Origin of the sequence: Pseudomonas paralactis (assembly GCF_001439735.1) — a bacterium.
Classification (GTDB): Bacteria; Pseudomonadota; Gammaproteobacteria; order Pseudomonadales; family Pseudomonadaceae; genus Aquipseudomonas; species Aquipseudomonas paralactis.
Genome location: NZ_JYLN01000007.1, coordinates 188,844 through 203,534 on the forward strand (window position 1 = coordinate 188,844; position 14,691 = coordinate 203,534).

At 61.5% G+C, this 14,691-nt stretch carries 13 protein-coding genes; 4 read left to right on the forward strand and 9 right to left on the reverse strand.

Going from position 1 to position 14,691, the window contains the following annotated elements; genetic code table 11:
• Positions 1-115: 115 nt before the first annotated feature.
• From TX23_RS18780 to TX23_RS18805, 6 genes are all read right to left on the reverse strand, one after another.
• Positions 116-1,099, reverse strand: a complete 984-nt coding sequence (locus TX23_RS18780; protein ID WP_057703487.1) for a TRAP transporter substrate-binding protein — start codon at positions 1,097-1,099, stop codon at positions 116-118.
• A gap of 146 nt (positions 1,100-1,245) precedes the next feature.
• Positions 1,246-2,061, reverse strand: coding sequence for an HpcH/HpaI aldolase/citrate lyase family protein (locus TX23_RS18785; RefSeq protein WP_057703488.1), 816 nt, complete (start codon positions 2,059-2,061; stop codon positions 1,246-1,248).
• 15 nt (positions 2,062-2,076) lie between these two features.
• Positions 2,077-3,270, reverse strand: coding sequence for a CaiB/BaiF CoA transferase family protein (locus TX23_RS18790; RefSeq protein WP_057703489.1), 1,194 nt, complete (start codon positions 3,268-3,270; stop codon positions 2,077-2,079).
• A gap of 10 nt (positions 3,271-3,280) precedes the next feature.
• On the reverse strand, positions 3,281-4,630 hold the full coding sequence (locus TX23_RS18795; protein ID WP_057703490.1) for an MmgE/PrpD family protein: 1,350 nt from the start codon (positions 4,628-4,630) through the stop codon (positions 3,281-3,283).
• Between the two features lie 10 nt (positions 4,631-4,640).
• Complete coding sequence (locus TX23_RS18800; protein WP_057703491.1) at positions 4,641-5,804, reverse strand: acyl-CoA dehydrogenase family protein; 1,164 nt, start codon at positions 5,802-5,804, stop codon at positions 4,641-4,643.
• Positions 5,805-5,832: 28 nt separating this feature from the next.
• Positions 5,833-6,651: an FAS1-like dehydratase domain-containing protein gene (locus tag TX23_RS18805; protein ID WP_057703492.1), complete on the reverse strand. Its 819-nt coding sequence runs from the start codon at positions 6,649-6,651 to the stop codon at positions 5,833-5,835.
• A gap of 245 nt (positions 6,652-6,896) precedes the next feature.
• Here TX23_RS18805 and TX23_RS18810 point away from each other — a divergent pair, with 245 nt between their 5' ends.
• The 3 genes from TX23_RS18810 (at position 6,897) to TX23_RS18820 (ending at position 10,619) form a co-directional block, all read left to right on the forward strand.
• On the forward strand, positions 6,897-7,778 hold the full coding sequence (locus TX23_RS18810; RefSeq protein WP_057703493.1) for a LysR family transcriptional regulator: 882 nt from the start codon (positions 6,897-6,899) through the stop codon (positions 7,776-7,778).
• Positions 7,779-7,987: 209 nt separating this feature from the next.
• Positions 7,988-9,811 carry a serine hydrolase domain-containing protein gene (locus tag TX23_RS18815; protein ID WP_057703494.1) on the forward strand — a complete coding sequence of 608 codons (1,824 nt, stop codon included), beginning with the start codon at positions 7,988-7,990 and terminating at the stop codon, positions 9,809-9,811.
• 16 nt (positions 9,812-9,827) lie between these two features.
• Positions 9,828-10,619, forward strand: a complete 792-nt coding sequence (locus TX23_RS18820; protein WP_057703495.1) for a MipA/OmpV family protein — start codon at positions 9,828-9,830, stop codon at positions 10,617-10,619.
• Between the two features lie 89 nt (positions 10,620-10,708).
• Here TX23_RS18820 and TX23_RS18825 read toward each other — a convergent pair whose 3' ends face one another.
• Positions 10,709-11,986, reverse strand: a complete 1,278-nt coding sequence (locus TX23_RS18825; protein ID WP_057703496.1) for an ATP-binding protein — start codon at positions 11,984-11,986, stop codon at positions 10,709-10,711.
• The gene (locus TX23_RS18830) at positions 11,987-12,694 is read right to left on the reverse strand and encodes a response regulator (RefSeq protein ID WP_057703497.1); all 708 of its coding nucleotides are present in this window, start codon (positions 12,692-12,694) and stop codon (positions 11,987-11,989) included.
• Between the two features lie 157 nt (positions 12,695-12,851).
• Between TX23_RS18830 and TX23_RS18835 the strand changes: the two genes are divergently transcribed.
• Positions 12,852-14,051, forward strand: a complete 1,200-nt coding sequence (locus TX23_RS18835; protein WP_057703498.1) for an MFS transporter — start codon at positions 12,852-12,854, stop codon at positions 14,049-14,051.
• Here TX23_RS18835 and miaE read toward each other — a convergent pair.
• Positions 14,007-14,609, reverse strand: coding sequence for a tRNA-(ms[2]io[6]A)-hydroxylase (gene miaE, locus TX23_RS18840; protein WP_005787889.1), 603 nt, complete (start codon positions 14,607-14,609; stop codon positions 14,007-14,009). The genes TX23_RS18835 and miaE overlap by 45 nt on opposite strands.
• Positions 14,610-14,691: the final 82 nt, after the last annotated feature.

Here is a 14,691-nt window from a genome sequence, read left to right on the forward strand (position 1 = left end):
TGTAGGAGCGAGCTTGCTCGCGAAGGATGTCAACGATAACGCTGGTATCCTGGATAAACGCGTTGCCTATGCGTTTTTCGCGAGCGAGCTCGCTCCTACAGAGGAGTGAACAGGATTACTGGTTGGAGGCATCCGCTGCCTTGATCAGCTCAGCCCCGATCTCGCCTTCGAACTTCTGCCACACCGGGCGCATGGCTTCGCGCCAGAGCGTGCGTTGCTCGGGGGTCAGTTCGATGATCTCGCTGGTCTTGGCGTCGACGATCTTCTGCTTGGCCGACTGGTTCAGCGCTTCGGCCTGCTTGTTCACCTCGACGGTGACGTCGGCCATGATCTGCTCCAGCGTGGTGCGCACATCCGGTGGCAGGCCGTTCCAGAACTTGGCGTTGGTGATCACCATGTAGTCGATCAGGCCATGGTTGGATTCGGTGAAGTACTTCTGCACCTCGTTGACCTTCTGGCTTTCATAGTTCGACCAGGTGTTCTCGGTGCCATTCACGGTGCCGGTCTGCAAGCCCTGGTAAACCTCGGCGAAGCTCATCTTGCGCGGGTTGGCGCGGATCGCCTTGAACTGCTCTTCCAGCACGCTGGAGGCTTGCACGCGAAACTTCAGGCCACGGGCGTCCTTGGGTTCGTGCAGGGCCTTGTTGGCGGAGAGTTGCTTGAGGCCGTTGTGCCAATAGGCCAGGCCGAGAATGTTTTTGTCCTGCATCGCGCTCAGCAGTTGCTTGCCCTGGGCGGCCTGGAAACGGTCGACGGCCGCCAGGTCGTTGAACAGGAACGGCAGGTCGTAGATCTGCACCTGCTTGGTGTACTGCTCGAACTTGGCAAGAGATGGCGCCAGCATCTGCACGTCGCCCAACAGCAACGCTTCCATTTCCTTGCCATCGCCGAACAGCGAAGAGTTGGGGTACACCTCGACCTTGACCTTGCCGGGCAAGCGTTCTTCAGCGAGCTTCTTGAACAGCAGCGCGCCTTGGCCTTTGGGCGTGTTCTCGGCCACCACGTGGGCGAACTTGATCACAATCGGGTCAGCCGCCTGGGCCAGGCCCACGGCGAACAAGGTGGCGGCGCACAGCAGCGCCCGAGAGAGCTTGAGCATGGGAAATCACCTTCTTATTGTTGTGTTGTAAGGCAAGGTGCCTGATGTGCTGCGTGTTGAGAATATCGAATTTTAGATACCTGCGTTCGCCCTGGCCGAACGCAAAACTTGTAGACGCTCCCACAATTGAGATTCGGTTTTGTCAGTTAGCGTTGGTCGGCCAGCAGTCTTTGTGCCCGCAGCAACACCGGCGCATCCACCATCTGCCCATCAACCTGATAGGCCCCTGCCCCATGGGTACCAGCCGCTACTACGCGCTTGGCCCAGGCCAGGTCTTCAGCGCTGGGCGCCAGCGCCTGGTGAATCACCGCCACCTGTTTGGGATGGATGCACAACACCCCGGCAAAGCCCATTTCGTAGGCGTGCCGGATCGAACGGCGCAGGCCCTCGGGATCGTCGATGGCTGGATGTACACCGTCCAGCGGAGGCACTAATCCAGCGGCGCGCGAATGCACGATCAGCGCCAGGCGTGCCTGATCGAGGGCAAATTCAGCGGCGCGGGAGTGGCTGCTCAGGTTGAGGTCCAGTGCCAGGTCCAAGCCACCGAACGACAAGCGCTCCACTAGCGGCGCATGGGCAATTTGCGCCACCGCTAACAAGCCGCGGGCGCTTTCGATGATCGGCCAGATCCGTTTGCCGGTGGCGGCCACCACGGCCACCTGGGCCGCGCTCTCAACCTTGGGTAACAACACGCCCGCCACATTTGCATGCGCCTTGCAAAACGCCACATCTTCAAAATGTTCGGCATGGTCCGGCGCGTTGATCCGCACCCACACCTGGGCCTCGGGATGGGCCCGCAAAAACACACCCAGGTTATCCCTGGCCTGGCGCTTGAGCGGCTCTTCCACGGCGTCTTCAAAATCCACAATCACTGCGTCGGCGCCGCTGGCCAGGGCTTTGGCAAACCGATCCGGGCGGCTGCCCGGTACAAACAAGGCAGAACGAACTAAAGGCTTTGGCATCGCACATTTTCCTGATCAGATAACGCCGCGCGCACGCAGGCTGTCGATGGCTTCACCGCTATAACCCAGCTGGTCGAGGATGCTCTGGCTGTGTTGCCCCAGCGCCGGCACACCGTCCATTCGCGGGGTAAACGCGGCGTTACGCGCCGGTGGCAACAGCGACGGCAACGGCCCGGCCGGGCTGTCGATTTCCCGCCAACTGTCGCGGGCCTTGAGTTGGGGGTGGTCCCACACGCCTTGCATATCGTTGACCCGCGCGCTGGCGATCTGCGCGTCCTCCAGGCGCTGGATCACTGCCTCGGCGTCCAACCGCGCAAAGCTGTCCACGATGATCTGACGCAGCGCCTCGCGGTTGGCCGAACGCTTGAAGTTGGCGCTGAAACGCTCGTCGGTCGCCAGCGCGGGGGTGAGCAACACCTTGTCGCAGAACGCCGCCCATTCACGCTCATTCTGCAACCCGAGCATCACCGTGCCGCCATCACCGGTGGGAAACGGCCCGTAGGGGTAAATCGTCGAATGGGCAGCGCCTGCTCGCGGGGGCGGCGGCGCGCCGTCGAAGGCGTAATACATCGGGTAGCCCATCCACTCCACCAGGCTTTCCAACATGCTCACATCGATACGGCTGCCCTTGCCGGTTGTGCCACGCAGCAGCAACGCCGAAAGAATGCCGCTGTAGGCGTACATGCCCGCGGAGATATCCGCGATGGAGCAACCGGCCTTGGCCATCTGCTCGTCACCCGGGCCGCCAGTCACCGACAGGAAGCCGCCTTCGCTCTGGATCAGGAGGTCATAGGCTTTCTTTTTCTCGTAGGGCCCACCTTCGCCATAGCCGGAAATATCGCAGACGATCAGGCGTGGAAAACGCGCGTGCAGCGCCTCGAACGACAAGCCCATACGCGCCGCCGCACCGGGTGCAAGGTTTTGCACCAGCACATCGGCATCGGCCAAAAGCGCATCCAGAATGGCGCCCGCCTCGTCCTGCTTAAGGTCCAGGGTCAGGCTTTCCTTGGAGCGGTTGGTCCAGACGAAATGCGATGCCAGGCCGCGCACGCGCTCGTCATAACCCCGGGCAAAGTCACCGGCACCGGGGCGCTCGACCTTGATCACACGGGCACCGAGATCGGCCAATTGGCGGGTACAGAATGGCGCGGCAATCGCATGTTCCAGGCTGACAACCGTAATGCCGTCCAGCGGTCGTTGATTACTCATCACAAATCCCTCAAAGCCAATGGGCCATGGACGCGGTGTTACGCAGGTTCCACACCTGCTCGATCAGGCCACTGGCCTGGGCGGGAGTACGGGCGCCGCTGAAGTGAGCCAGGCGCTGGAACTTGTCCGCCAGCTCGGCGCGACTCAGAGTGTTGCCCGGGTCGCCCTTGGGCTCGTCGATGGCGCCGTGCAGCGTGCGCCCGTCAGTCGTGGTGACGATGACGCGGCCCAGCCAGCGCTGCGGATAGGCGCTGTCAACTTCGGGATCGAGGGTCATGCTGACCTTGTCGCGAAACGCCGCGACCGCAGGGTCGGTCAACGCCAGCTCATGAAACTCAGGCAACCCGGCTTTGCCATGCACAGCGATCAGACCAAGCACAGTGCCCATGGAGAATTTGGCCTGGTGCACCGTGGCCGGCACCGTCACCCGGCCAAGCACATCGATGGCGCCCTGGTGCACGCAGGTTTGCACTTGGCAAATCTGTGCCGCGTTCAAGCCTTCCCGCGGCATCACCTCCAGCAGCGCATCCGCAGCGGGATGGGTGTGGCGGCAAGAGGCGTGGAACTTGAACGAGGTTTCCACCAGCGCCCAGCGGCTGCCCAAGTCAGCCGATAACTTGCTCGGCTGCGAATCACTGGACATGCCCGCCGCCAAGCCTTGGTCGCCTTCCAGGATATTGCGCGCACCGGTCAATCCATCGGCCGTCAGGTAAGCCGCCAGCAAGCCATCCGCTGCGGCTTTGGCGGTGTGCAATTGCTTGGAGTCGGCGGCATCGCGCAAGAACTCCCACAGCCCCGCCGCTTGCGTGCCGGCACTGCCGAGCAGGTTAATGAACTGTTCCTGGTTGAAGTCGAGCAGTTTGCCCACTGCAACCGCCGCCGCCAGAGTGCCGACGGTGGCCGTGGTGTGGAAGATGCGGTAGTGCGAGCGACCCATGAACTCACCGATGCGAATCCCGGCTTCATAACCGGCCACCGCAGCCAGCAACAAATCACGACCGGATTTGCCCAGATCCTGGGCGGCCGCCAGCGCGGCGGGAAACACCACCGTGGCCGGGTGCAGCACCGAACTGTTGTGCAAGTCATCCTGCTCCACCAGGTGCGAGGATGCCGCGTTGACCAGTGCCGCAAAATACGCGCTGCTGCTGGCGCCGCTGACGATCACCTGAGCCGGGCCGCTGCTTGGCCCCATCTTCTGCGCGTAGCGCTCGAACAATGGAATCGGATGTGCGCCCTGACTGGCCAGCGCCGAGGCGAGCCAATCCAGATACAGCTCTTCGATGCGATCCAGTACGTGTTCGGGCACCTGCGGGTAAGTCAGGTCAGCGAGGAATTGGCACAGGGTTTGGGTATGACGCATGGCCGGGCCCTCAGAAGCTGCGTGGCAGTTCGAGCAGATGCTCGGCCACGTAGGACAGGATCAGGTTGGTGGAGATCGGCGCCACCTGGTACAAGCGCGTCTCGCGGAATTTGCGCTCCACGTCGTATTCGCAGGCAAAACCAAACCCGCCGTGGGTTTGCAGGCAGGCGTTGGCCGCTTCCCACGACGCCTTGGCCGCCAGGTACTTGGCCATGTTGGCGCTGGCCCCGGCGTTCTTGCCGCTGTCGTATTCCTCACAGGCACGCCAGCGCATCAGGTCGGCCGCTTCGATCTCGATATGCGCTTGGGCAATCGGGAATTGCACGCCCTGGTTCTGGCCGATGGGCCGGCCAAACACCACGCGGTCGCGGGCGTAGGCGCTGGCCTTTTCGATAAACCAGCGGCCATCGCCGATGCACTCGGCGGCGATCAGGGTGCGCTCGGCATTGAGGCCATCGAGGATGTATTTGAAGCCCTTGCCCTCTTCGCCAATCAGGCTGTCGGCCGGCAGTTCCAGGTTGTCGAAGAACAGTTCATTGGTCTCATGATTGACCATATTGGCGATGGGCTGCACGGTCAGGCCATTGCCGATGGCCTCGCGCAGGTCCACCAGGAAGATCGACATGCCTTCGGACTTTTTCTTCACTTCGGCCAGGGGTGTGGTGCGCGCCAGCAAGATCATCAGGTCGGAATGCTGCACCCGCGAAATCCAGACTTTCTGGCCGTTGACTACGTACTTGTCGCCGCGCTTGATCGCGGTGGTCTTGATCCTGGTGGTATCAGTGCCCGTGGTGGGCTCGGTGACGCCCATTGATTGCAGGCGCAGTTCACCGCTGGCCAGCCTGGGCAGGTAGAAGCGCTTTTGCGCTTCGCTGCCGTGACGCAACAAGGTGAACATGTTGTACATCTGGCCATGCACGGTGCCGGAGTTACCGCCGCAACGGTTGACCTCCTCCAGAATCACCGAGGCTTCGGCCAGGCCCAGGCCGGAACCGCCGTACTCTTCGGGGATCATTGCCGACAGCCATCCGGCATCGGTCAGGGCCTTGACGAAGGCTTCGGGGAAGCCCTTTTCTTCATCGATCTTGCGCCAGTAAGCGGCATCGAACTCGGCGCACAGGGCGCGCACGCCGTCGCGGATGGCATTGAGTTCTTCGTTGTCATTGGGGTTCATGCGCGGCTCTCCGCCTGTTGTTCTTGGGTTATTCGAAATGCACCTGGGCGGTCTGCGCCAGACCTTCAGCGTTGCCCGCCCAGAGCTCTGCCACGCCGGTTGCGCTGATGCGCCCGCCGACTTCAAAGGGCTGCGGCGCAATCAATGGGCGCACGCCGCGATAGGCAAAATGGCGCAGCGTAGCCTCAGGGTGTGCCCGGCAAAACGCGCGCAGGCTCAAGGTGGCGATCAGTGGGCCATGCACCACCAGGCCGCTGTAACCCTCAGTGCCGGTGACATAGGGATAGTCGTAATGAATGCGATGGCCGTTGAAGGTCACGGCGCTGTAGCGGAACAGCAAAGTGGGGGTCGGTTCGACCGCTTCTGTCCATTCGCCCCGGACCAGGGCGTCGCCGCTGCCGGGCTTGGGCGGCGTGGGTTCGCGGTAGACGATGTCCTGCTCCTCGCGAATCGCTAGACGCCCGGCCTGGGAATAGTCGTGGCGTACCGTGACAAACAACAGCGAACCGGTGCGACCGGTCTTTTCTTCGACCTGTGTGATAGTCGACACACGGGTGGCCGATTCACCGGCACGCAGCGGGTGCAGAAACTCGATACGCCCACCGGCCCACATGCGATTGCGGTTATCGGCCGGTGGCAAGAACCCGCCGCGGGCCGGATGACCATCGCCGCCCAGGGCCGACTCCGGCAACGGGTCCTGAAAAAAACACCATTGCCACAGCGCAGGTACGGCTTCACCGTCGGCGGGCACTGCTTCACCGAACGTGGCGGCGATGCGTTTGAGCAGGTTATGGCTGAGGTGGTCGTGGGCGGTCTCGCTTCGGCCGATCCAATCGGTGGCGCTCATCGGGTGCAATTCCTCGGGCAGTGGGTGTCTGCCAGGGATCATGCAAGGGCCCGCCCGTTCTGAGAATTTGCATTTCAATAAACCAGCGTTCGGTTAAGCTGAACGCACCATTCCTATGCGTACCTCTTGTGGCGAGGGAGCTCGCTCCCGTGGGGGCGCGAAGCGGCCCCAAAAAACAGGCCTGCTTCGCAGTCCAGCGGGAGCAAGCTCCCTCGCCACGGGTGATCACAAGCCTGGAGTTTTGCATGCACTTTGATCTTGCTGACCTGCGCCTGTTTATCCATATCGCCGAATCCCCCAGCCTGACTCAAGGCGCCAAGCGCGCCTTCCTGTCACCCGCTGCCGCCAGTGCGCGGATCAAGGCCCTGGAAGGCCAGCTTGATACGCGCCTGTTGTACCGCGACAGCCGTGGCGTAGAGATCACCCCCGCAGGCGAGCGCCTGTTGCACCATGCGCGGTTGATCATGCGTCAGGTGGATTACCTGAAAAGCGAGTTCACCCAATACGGCGTGGATTCAGCCGGGCATATCCGCATCTTCGCCAACACCACGGCGGTCACCGAGTTCTTGCCGGAAGTACTGGCGGGCTTTTTGTCCCAGCGCCCAGGCGTGACCGTCGACCTGCAGGAGCGGTTGTCCCGGGACATCGTGCGCGGCGTACTCGATGGCACCAGCGACATGGGCATTATTGCCGGCCCAGTGGAAGCGGCGGGCTTGCAGGTGCTGCATTTCAGCACAGACGAACTGGTGTTGATGGTGCCGGTGGGTCATCCGCTGGCAGCGCAACCGTCAGTGACACTGGGGCAAACGCTCGCCTACCAGCATATCGGCTTGCATGAAGGCAGCACGCTGCTGAGTTTCCTGCGTGAACACGTCGAGCGGCTGGGCAAGCAGTTGTCGCTGCGCATCCAGGTGTCGAGCTTCGAGGCGATCTGCAGGATGGTCGAGGCCGGTGTGGGCATCGGCATCATTCCGGAGTCCGCCGCCCAGCGCCATAGCCGCACCATGCAGCTGGTGACGGTGAAGCTGGACGAGCCCTGGGCAATTCGCGAGCGCAGTATTCTGGTTCGGGAACTGGAGGCATTGCCAGGGACCATTCGCGCCCTGATCGCCACGTTGATGCCGTGATCTTGTAGGAGCGAGCTCGCTCGCGAAAAACGTCAACGATAACGCGTGTTTTCTGGATAAACGCGGCGCCTGGGAGTTTTTCGCGAGCACGCTCGCTCCTACCGTTTGCCGTTAACAGTCTTTGACAGTTTCCCGACAAAGCACTCAAAGATTGTTGGCCCCCACAGCCCTAGCATTCGAGCATCCAAACCACCACTGGGGTGCTCTCCATGTTTCGCAGATTGCGCGGTATCCCGCTATTGGGTTGCCTGCTGAGCAGTATCGGTTGCCACTCGCAACCACCTGCCCCGCCGTCGATTCAAAAAGGCGATTACGGCGCGATCATCCGTTACCTGCAAACCCGCATACCCCGGGAGATGGCCCGGGAAAATGTGGCGGGTTTGTCGATTGCGCTGGTCAATGGCCAGGAGTTGATCTGGGCCCGTGGCTTTGGCCTGGCCGACAAGGCCCAGGGCGTGCCGGTTACGCCCAACACGGCGTTTCGTGCCGGCGGTATCTCCAAGTTGATCACCGCCACGGCGGCGCTGCAGTTGGTGGAGCAACAGCGCCTGGCACTGGATGCACCCATCCAGCAAACCCTGCGCGAATTCTACGTGCGCTCGCGCTTTCATGACGACCAGGCCGAGGCAGATCGTGCCATCACCTTGCGACGTTTGCTCAGCCATCAGTCCGGCTTGCCCAGTGAGCACCTGCGTGACCTGCACAGCACCTACGCCATGGGGCAGATGCCAATGCGCGTGTCCGGTGTATGGCTGAGCAGCCCGCCCGGCTTTCAGGTGGCTTATTCCAACCTCGGCTATTCCCTGGTGGGCGCCGCCATCGAGCGCAGCAGCGGCAAAAGCTTCGAAGCCCAGCTTCAAAGCAGCCTGCTGGCCCCGTTGCACATGAACCAGTCCAGTTTCCTCGGCACCAGCGCGCAATTGAGCTTTCGCGCCCGGGGTTATGAAGACGGCAACGCCAGCACCGACGCCCAGGTACGCGACCTAGCCGCCGGTGGCTTATGGACCAGCCCCAGGGATCTGAGCCACTACGTACAGATGCTGTTTGCCCAAGGTACTTACAAGGGCAGCCGCTTGCTGGACAGCGCTTCAATAGACCAAATGTTCACCCAGCAAAACACCGGCAACGCCCTGGATTTTGACTGCCAGATGGGCCTGGGCTGGTTTCTGGCGCCCTGTGGCGACGAACCGATCGCCGCCGGTGTGCGCACTTATCAGCACAGCGGCGGCGGTGATGATTTCGCCGCCCAGTTGACCCTGCTGCCGGACCAGCAACTGGCCGTGATCATTATGGCCAACGACAGCAATGCCGAAGAGATGGTGGTGTCGTTGTCCACCGACAGCCTGCGCCTGATGCTTGAGGCACAAACCGGCGAGCGCGCCTGCGCCGACGACTGCCAGGCCCCCAGCCACGGTCTGAAACTGCGCCACGTACCGGCGGCCGTCGATCGCAAGCGCCTGGCCGGGTTCTACGCGACCGCTTGGGGCGTATTTCGTATCAAGAATGACCGTGAGCGCTTGGCTGGCGAACTGGCCGGCTACAGCTTCGACTTGCTGCGCGATGACGAGGGCTGGCTGCGCGCGCAGAAAAAGGTCCTGGGCTTGTGGCTCAAGGACCTGGGTGACCTGGGTCGCATCCAGCTTGATGTGGTGACGGTACAGGGCCGGCAGATACTCACGGCACGCAGCCACGGCCAACGCATTGCCATTGGCGAGCGCATCGAGCCGCCAACCTTGTCTACGACGTGGGCCGACACCATCGGCACCTACCAGGTGCTCAACAGCCATGAACCCGACGCACCGTTGAGCGGCGTCAGCGTGCGCCTGGAAGACGGCTTTCTGGTGATTCGCGGCCAGCTGCACAACGAGCCGCTGACCGACTACATCCTGCTGCCCGTGGACAACGCCCACGCGGTACTGGCCGGCACCGGCTACGGCCTGGGCGACACCGTCAGCCGCCAGGTCAACGGGCTGAGCGCTTCGGGTTACTCCTTCAAACGCACCCAATCACCCCACACGCCCTTGACTTTCTAACCAGGAGAAACACCTGATGCACGCAAAAAATCTGTGCCTGTCATTAACTTCACTGTGCCTGCTCGCCGCCGCCGATAAGGTGCTTGCCGAAGACTGGCAGTACAGCCTCAAAGCCGGCATGGCCAACGCACCCCGCTACAGTGGCAGCGACGAGCGTATGACGGCGCCTGTGCTCGGCGGCAAAATCATCAGCCCCTGGGGCGTCTTCCTCGACACTGATACGGGCCTGGGCTGGGGTTACGAAGGCAATGCCTTGAGCTTCAGCGCCTACGTTGGCGCAAGCGAATCGCGCAAGGATAAAAACGAAAGCATGCATACCGGCTCCAAACGCCTCAAAGGCATGGGCGAGATCAAGTCACGTGCGCAACTGGGGGTGAATGCCGCCTACAACCTCGGCGGTGTGATCATCGGCGCCACCCTGGAACATGCGCTTGAAGAAGATAAACACAAGGACACCGGCAAGGCTTTTACCCACCTGGAGTTGAGCCTGGGTACCAACCTGTATGAGGGGCGCTTCGGTTCCGTCGATGCCGCCATCAACAGCCACTTTGGTGACCGGAACTACCTGCAAACCTGGTATGGCGTGACCAAAGGCCAAGCCACTCGCAGCCGCTTCAAGGAATACCAGGCAAGTGCAGGCAATATCAGCAATGGCATGAACCTTTCGTGGAGCGTGCCGATCAACGAACACACGCAGTTCTCGACCTTGCTGGATGTGCAGTACCTGGCGGATAAAGCAGGCAAAAGCCCGATTGTGGAGCGACGCTTGCAGACGTCGGTGATGGGGATGGTGGAATACACCTTCTGATTCAAGTTGGTAATCCAATCAAAATGTGGGAGTAAGTCGAATCGTCGCACCGCCCCTCCCACATTTGATCTTCACAACGTTCAAGCGTGCTACTCGGCATAGGCCCAGGTCATTCGAAACGACGCCCCGCCCCACTCCGAGTCCAGCACCTCGACTTGTCCGCCATGCCACTGGCTGACGCGCTTAACCAATGCCAGGCCCAGCCCAAACCCGCCGGTGCGGCGGTCGCGGCTGGCGTCGAGGCGCAGGAAAGGTTCGAAGATCTTGGTGCGGCCCTCCAGCGGCACGCCTGGGCCATCGTCATTGACCCGCACTTCATAGCCATTGCCGAATTTCACCAGCGACACTTCCACGCGCCGGTCTGCGTACCGAATCGCATTGCGCAGCAGGTTGATCACCGCCCGCGCCATAAAGCGTGGCTCGATGCGGATCACGTCGACCTCACAGGTACGTAACGATAACTGCACCCCTTGCGCTTCGGCCTCCAGGGCCACGCTGCCGATCACGCTGTCGAGCCAGCTGTGGGCTTCGATGTTCTCGCGGGTGACCTGGGTGGCGCCGCGCTCCAGGCTGGCGTAAGTCAGCAGTTCGGAAACCATTTCCTCCAGCTCGCCGAGGTCGGCGTACATATCGGCAATCAACTCGCTGCTCTGGCGGGGATCGACCTGCTGGCGCAGTTGGTCAAGCTCAAACGACAAGCGAGCAATCGGCGTGCGCAACTCGTGAGACACGGCATTGGTCAGCTCGCGCTGGTTGGCGATCAGGCTCTCGATGCGCTCGGCCATCTGGTTGAAGTGCCCCGCCAGTTCGCGCACGGTGGAGCGCCGCGGCAACAGGATGCGTGAACCCAGATCATTGTCACCAAAACGCTGCGCCGCCAGGCGGATGTGTTCCAGGTCACGCCAGTGCGGGCGTACCCAGAAGTACAGGACGATGGCCAGGCTTACGCCGAGAAAGCCATAGGCCCACAGGTACAGCCACTTGGGTTCTTCCGGCAGCTGAATCTCAAGTAATTGCGGGCCGGCGTCGATCGGTGACAGGAACTTCATAAAGTCCTCGCGCACCACCACTTGGCCATCCGCCAGAAGGTGCTGCTCGCGCTCGCTCAGGTGCTGGGCGTCGCGCTGCACCAGTTTCAAGCGCAAACCATAGTGCGGTTGCAGTTCATCCAGACGCGCCTGGCGCGCCTCTCCCTGTACCGGTCGCAGTTGTTCCACCAGAGCCCACGCCGGGCCACGCAGGGCTTCACGGTTATAGGTCTCGTTGGACTCGGGCATGTACGCGTCCAGGCCATAGTTGACCAGCCAGATCGAGCCGGCCAGGCCGAGCGCGAGGATCACATACAGGCGCAGATACAAGCGCAGCATCTAAACCTCCCACGCGAACGGATTGAACAGGTAACCCTTGCCCCAGATGGTTTTGATGCACACCGGCTCGCGAGGGTTGTCGTTGAGCTTGCCGCGCAATTTGCTGATGTAAACGTCGACGCTGCGATTGAGGCCATCAAAGGCGATGCCACGCATACGGTTGAGGATGTCATCACGCGAGAGGATCTTGCCCGAGCTGCTGGCCAGTAACCACAGCAACTCAAACTCCATGGTCGTCAGATCGATGGTCTGACCGCCCAGGCTGACGACCCGGCAGCTGCGATCAATCGACAAACGGCCGAACTCCAGGGCTCCACGCGCCACAGGCTCGGGCACCTGGCGGCGTTGCAAGGCACGCAGACGTGCGAGCAGCACCGGCGGCTTGATCGGCTTGATCACATAATCGTCAGCGCCGGACTCAAGGCCCAGGATATGGTCCAGGTCGTCTTCCTTGGCCGTCAGGATCACGATGGGCGTGTCCGACACAGTGCGAATTTCGCGGCAGACATGCAGCCCGCTCTGGCCCGGCAGCATCAAATCGAGCACGACAATTCTGGGCTTGAAGTCCAGGAACGCCGCCAGGGCTTCATCGCCCCGGTGCACGACACGCACCTCAAAACCATGTTGCGACAGAAACTGCGCAATCAGCCCTGCCAGCTTTTCATCATCCTCAACGAGCAGGACCTTGCCCAGACCCAGGTTTTCCATAAGTTCTCAGTGTAGAAACGCAGATTGAAGTGCGCGCATTATAGGTGGCAAGCAGGCGCACAGAAGCAGCTGGCCAGTACGAGCCGATGAAGCTTCATGCTTTTAAGAGTTTTTAACAAATAGCCTGCAATCTTTAACGCCATTCACAGGGAGTTGTATGCGCAAGGATTACCTGGCGTTCTTCGTTTCGCTGTTCTTCTCGCGGCTGGCCGACCAGATCCTGTTGTTCATCGTGCCGCTGATCGTGTTCCAGACCACCCAAAGTGTGTCGTGGGCGGGCCTGGCGTTTTTTGTCGAATCGCTGCCGCGCTATCTGGCATTTCCGGTGTGCGGAGCCTTGTGCGACAGGTTTTCGCCCGTGCGCATCCTGCATATCAGTCAGATGTATCGCGCACTGGCCTGCGTGGCGGCGGTGGCACTGTACGGGCTGTTCGACGGGATCCATTGGCTGGTGATGCTGTCCGCGTTGTGCGGGGTATTGACCACCCAGGGCATCATGGCGCGGGAGGTGGTGATGCCGCATATCTTCCAGCATTACACCTACGCCAAGACCTTGTCCTATTCGCAGATTGCCGACCAGAGCGGCCTGGTGCTCGGGCCGTTGCTGGCGGCGTTGATGCTGCAGGTGTGGGCATGGCCCTGGGTGGTACTGGCCATCGCCGCGCTGTTTATTCTCGCCGACCTGGCGATGCTGTTCTGGCAGCGCACCACCACGGTGAGCCTGCAAAGCCATGGGCAACACCCGGGTATCTGGCTGCAACCGCTGCGCACTGCGTTTGGCCATATCCGCAACCGGGTGGAACTCAAACGCATCATTATCCTGGCAGTCGGCGTGAACCTGATGGTTGGGGTCACACTGGCCACCTCGGCCGCCATGGTTACCGGCCAATACGCCGCCGACAAGGATGCCTACGCCCTGCTGCAAGCCGCCGGCGCGCTGGTCACCATCGGGATTCTGTTTTACCTGGCACGCTCATCACTGCCGTTGAAAGTAATGGGTGGGCTGTCGTATTCGATGATTGCAGTCGGCGCGCTGATCACCGCCGTCAGCCCCGGTGTGTGGGCGTATGCCGTGGGCTTCCTGCTGGTGACGGGCTTTGACAAGATGTTCAACGTGTACCTGCGCAGCACCCGTCAACAAGTGATCCCGGTACAGGATTTCGGCAAAACGGTGGGCGTGATCACCTTGCTCAACAATCTGCCCCAGCCGTTGGCGGGCCTGATGATTGCCATGCTGGCAGCGCCGTTGGGCACGCAAACGGTGATCCTGCTGCTGGCCGCGATCACCGCCTTGATCGGCGTGGCGGTGGCCTCAGGCTGGCACGCCACTGTGAAAGCGAAACTCGATGTCCGGTGATTCAATCAGCTCCTGCTCGGCGGCACGCACTCGTTCGATGACTTGGGCGATATCCTTGGCGTCACCGTACTGGTAGGCCAGCTTCAAGTAACCCTGGAAGTGCCGCGCTTCGCTTTTGAGCAAACCGAAGTAGAACTTGCCGAGTTCTTCGTCCAAATGCGGCACCAATGCCTCGAAACGCTCGCAGCTGCGTGCTTCGATAAAAGCGCCGACCACCAGAGTGTCCACCAGCTTGACCGGCTCGTGGCTGCGCACCACCTTGCGCAAACCCGAGGCATAGCGGCCCGCATGCAGTTGGCGCAGTTCGACCTTGCGCTTTTTCATCAGGCGCATGACTTGCTCGTGGTGCACCAGTTCTTCGCGGGCCAGGCGCGACATCATATTGATCAGGTCAACATGGCCGTGGTACTTGGCCATCAGGCTCAGGGCGGTGCTGGCGGCTTTGAATTCGCAGTTCTTGTGGTCGATCAGCAGGGTGTCCTGATCGGCCAGGGCGGCCTGGACCCAGGCGTCGGGGGTGCGGCAGCCGAGGAATTCATGGATTTCGGGCAGGTTCATCAGGCTCACGGGCAAAGGATCACAAAAGGGCGCCGATTATACCGACCCCGCCGCAGACCACCAGCCACCGGCCTTGATGTGC

Excerpts from the sequence above, each read along its gene's own strand:
- TX23_RS18780 (WP_057703487.1), bottom strand. The coding sequence starts at position 1,099 with ATGCTCAAGCTCTCTCGGGCGCTGCTGTGCGCCGCCACCTTGTTCGCC.
- TX23_RS18785 (WP_057703488.1), bottom strand. The coding sequence starts at position 2,061 with ATGCCAAAGCCTTTAGTTCGTTCTGCCTTGTTTGTACCGGGCAGCCGC.
- TX23_RS18790 (WP_057703489.1), bottom strand. The coding sequence starts at position 3,270 with ATGAGTAATCAACGACCGCTGGACGGCATTACGGTTGTCAGCCTGGAA.
- TX23_RS18795 (WP_057703490.1), bottom strand. The coding sequence starts at position 4,630 with ATGCGTCATACCCAAACCCTGTGCCAATTCCTCGCTGACCTGACTTAC.
- TX23_RS18800 (WP_057703491.1), bottom strand. The coding sequence starts at position 5,804 with ATGAACCCCAATGACAACGAAGAACTCAATGCCATCCGCGACGGCGTG.
- TX23_RS18805 (WP_057703492.1), bottom strand. The coding sequence starts at position 6,651 with ATGAGCGCCACCGATTGGATCGGCCGAAGCGAGACCGCCCACGACCAC.
- TX23_RS18810 (WP_057703493.1), top strand. The coding sequence starts at position 6,897 with ATGCACTTTGATCTTGCTGACCTGCGCCTGTTTATCCATATCGCCGAA.
- TX23_RS18815 (WP_057703494.1), top strand. The coding sequence starts at position 7,988 with ATGTTTCGCAGATTGCGCGGTATCCCGCTATTGGGTTGCCTGCTGAGC.
- TX23_RS18820 (WP_057703495.1), top strand. The coding sequence starts at position 9,828 with ATGCACGCAAAAAATCTGTGCCTGTCATTAACTTCACTGTGCCTGCTC.
- TX23_RS18825 (WP_057703496.1), bottom strand. The coding sequence starts at position 11,986 with ATGCTGCGCTTGTATCTGCGCCTGTATGTGATCCTCGCGCTCGGCCTG.
- TX23_RS18830 (WP_057703497.1), bottom strand. The coding sequence starts at position 12,694 with ATGGAAAACCTGGGTCTGGGCAAGGTCCTGCTCGTTGAGGATGATGAA.
- TX23_RS18835 (WP_057703498.1), top strand. The coding sequence starts at position 12,852 with ATGCGCAAGGATTACCTGGCGTTCTTCGTTTCGCTGTTCTTCTCGCGG.
- miaE (WP_005787889.1), bottom strand. The coding sequence starts at position 14,609 with ATGAACCTGCCCGAAATCCATGAATTCCTCGGCTGCCGCACCCCCGAC.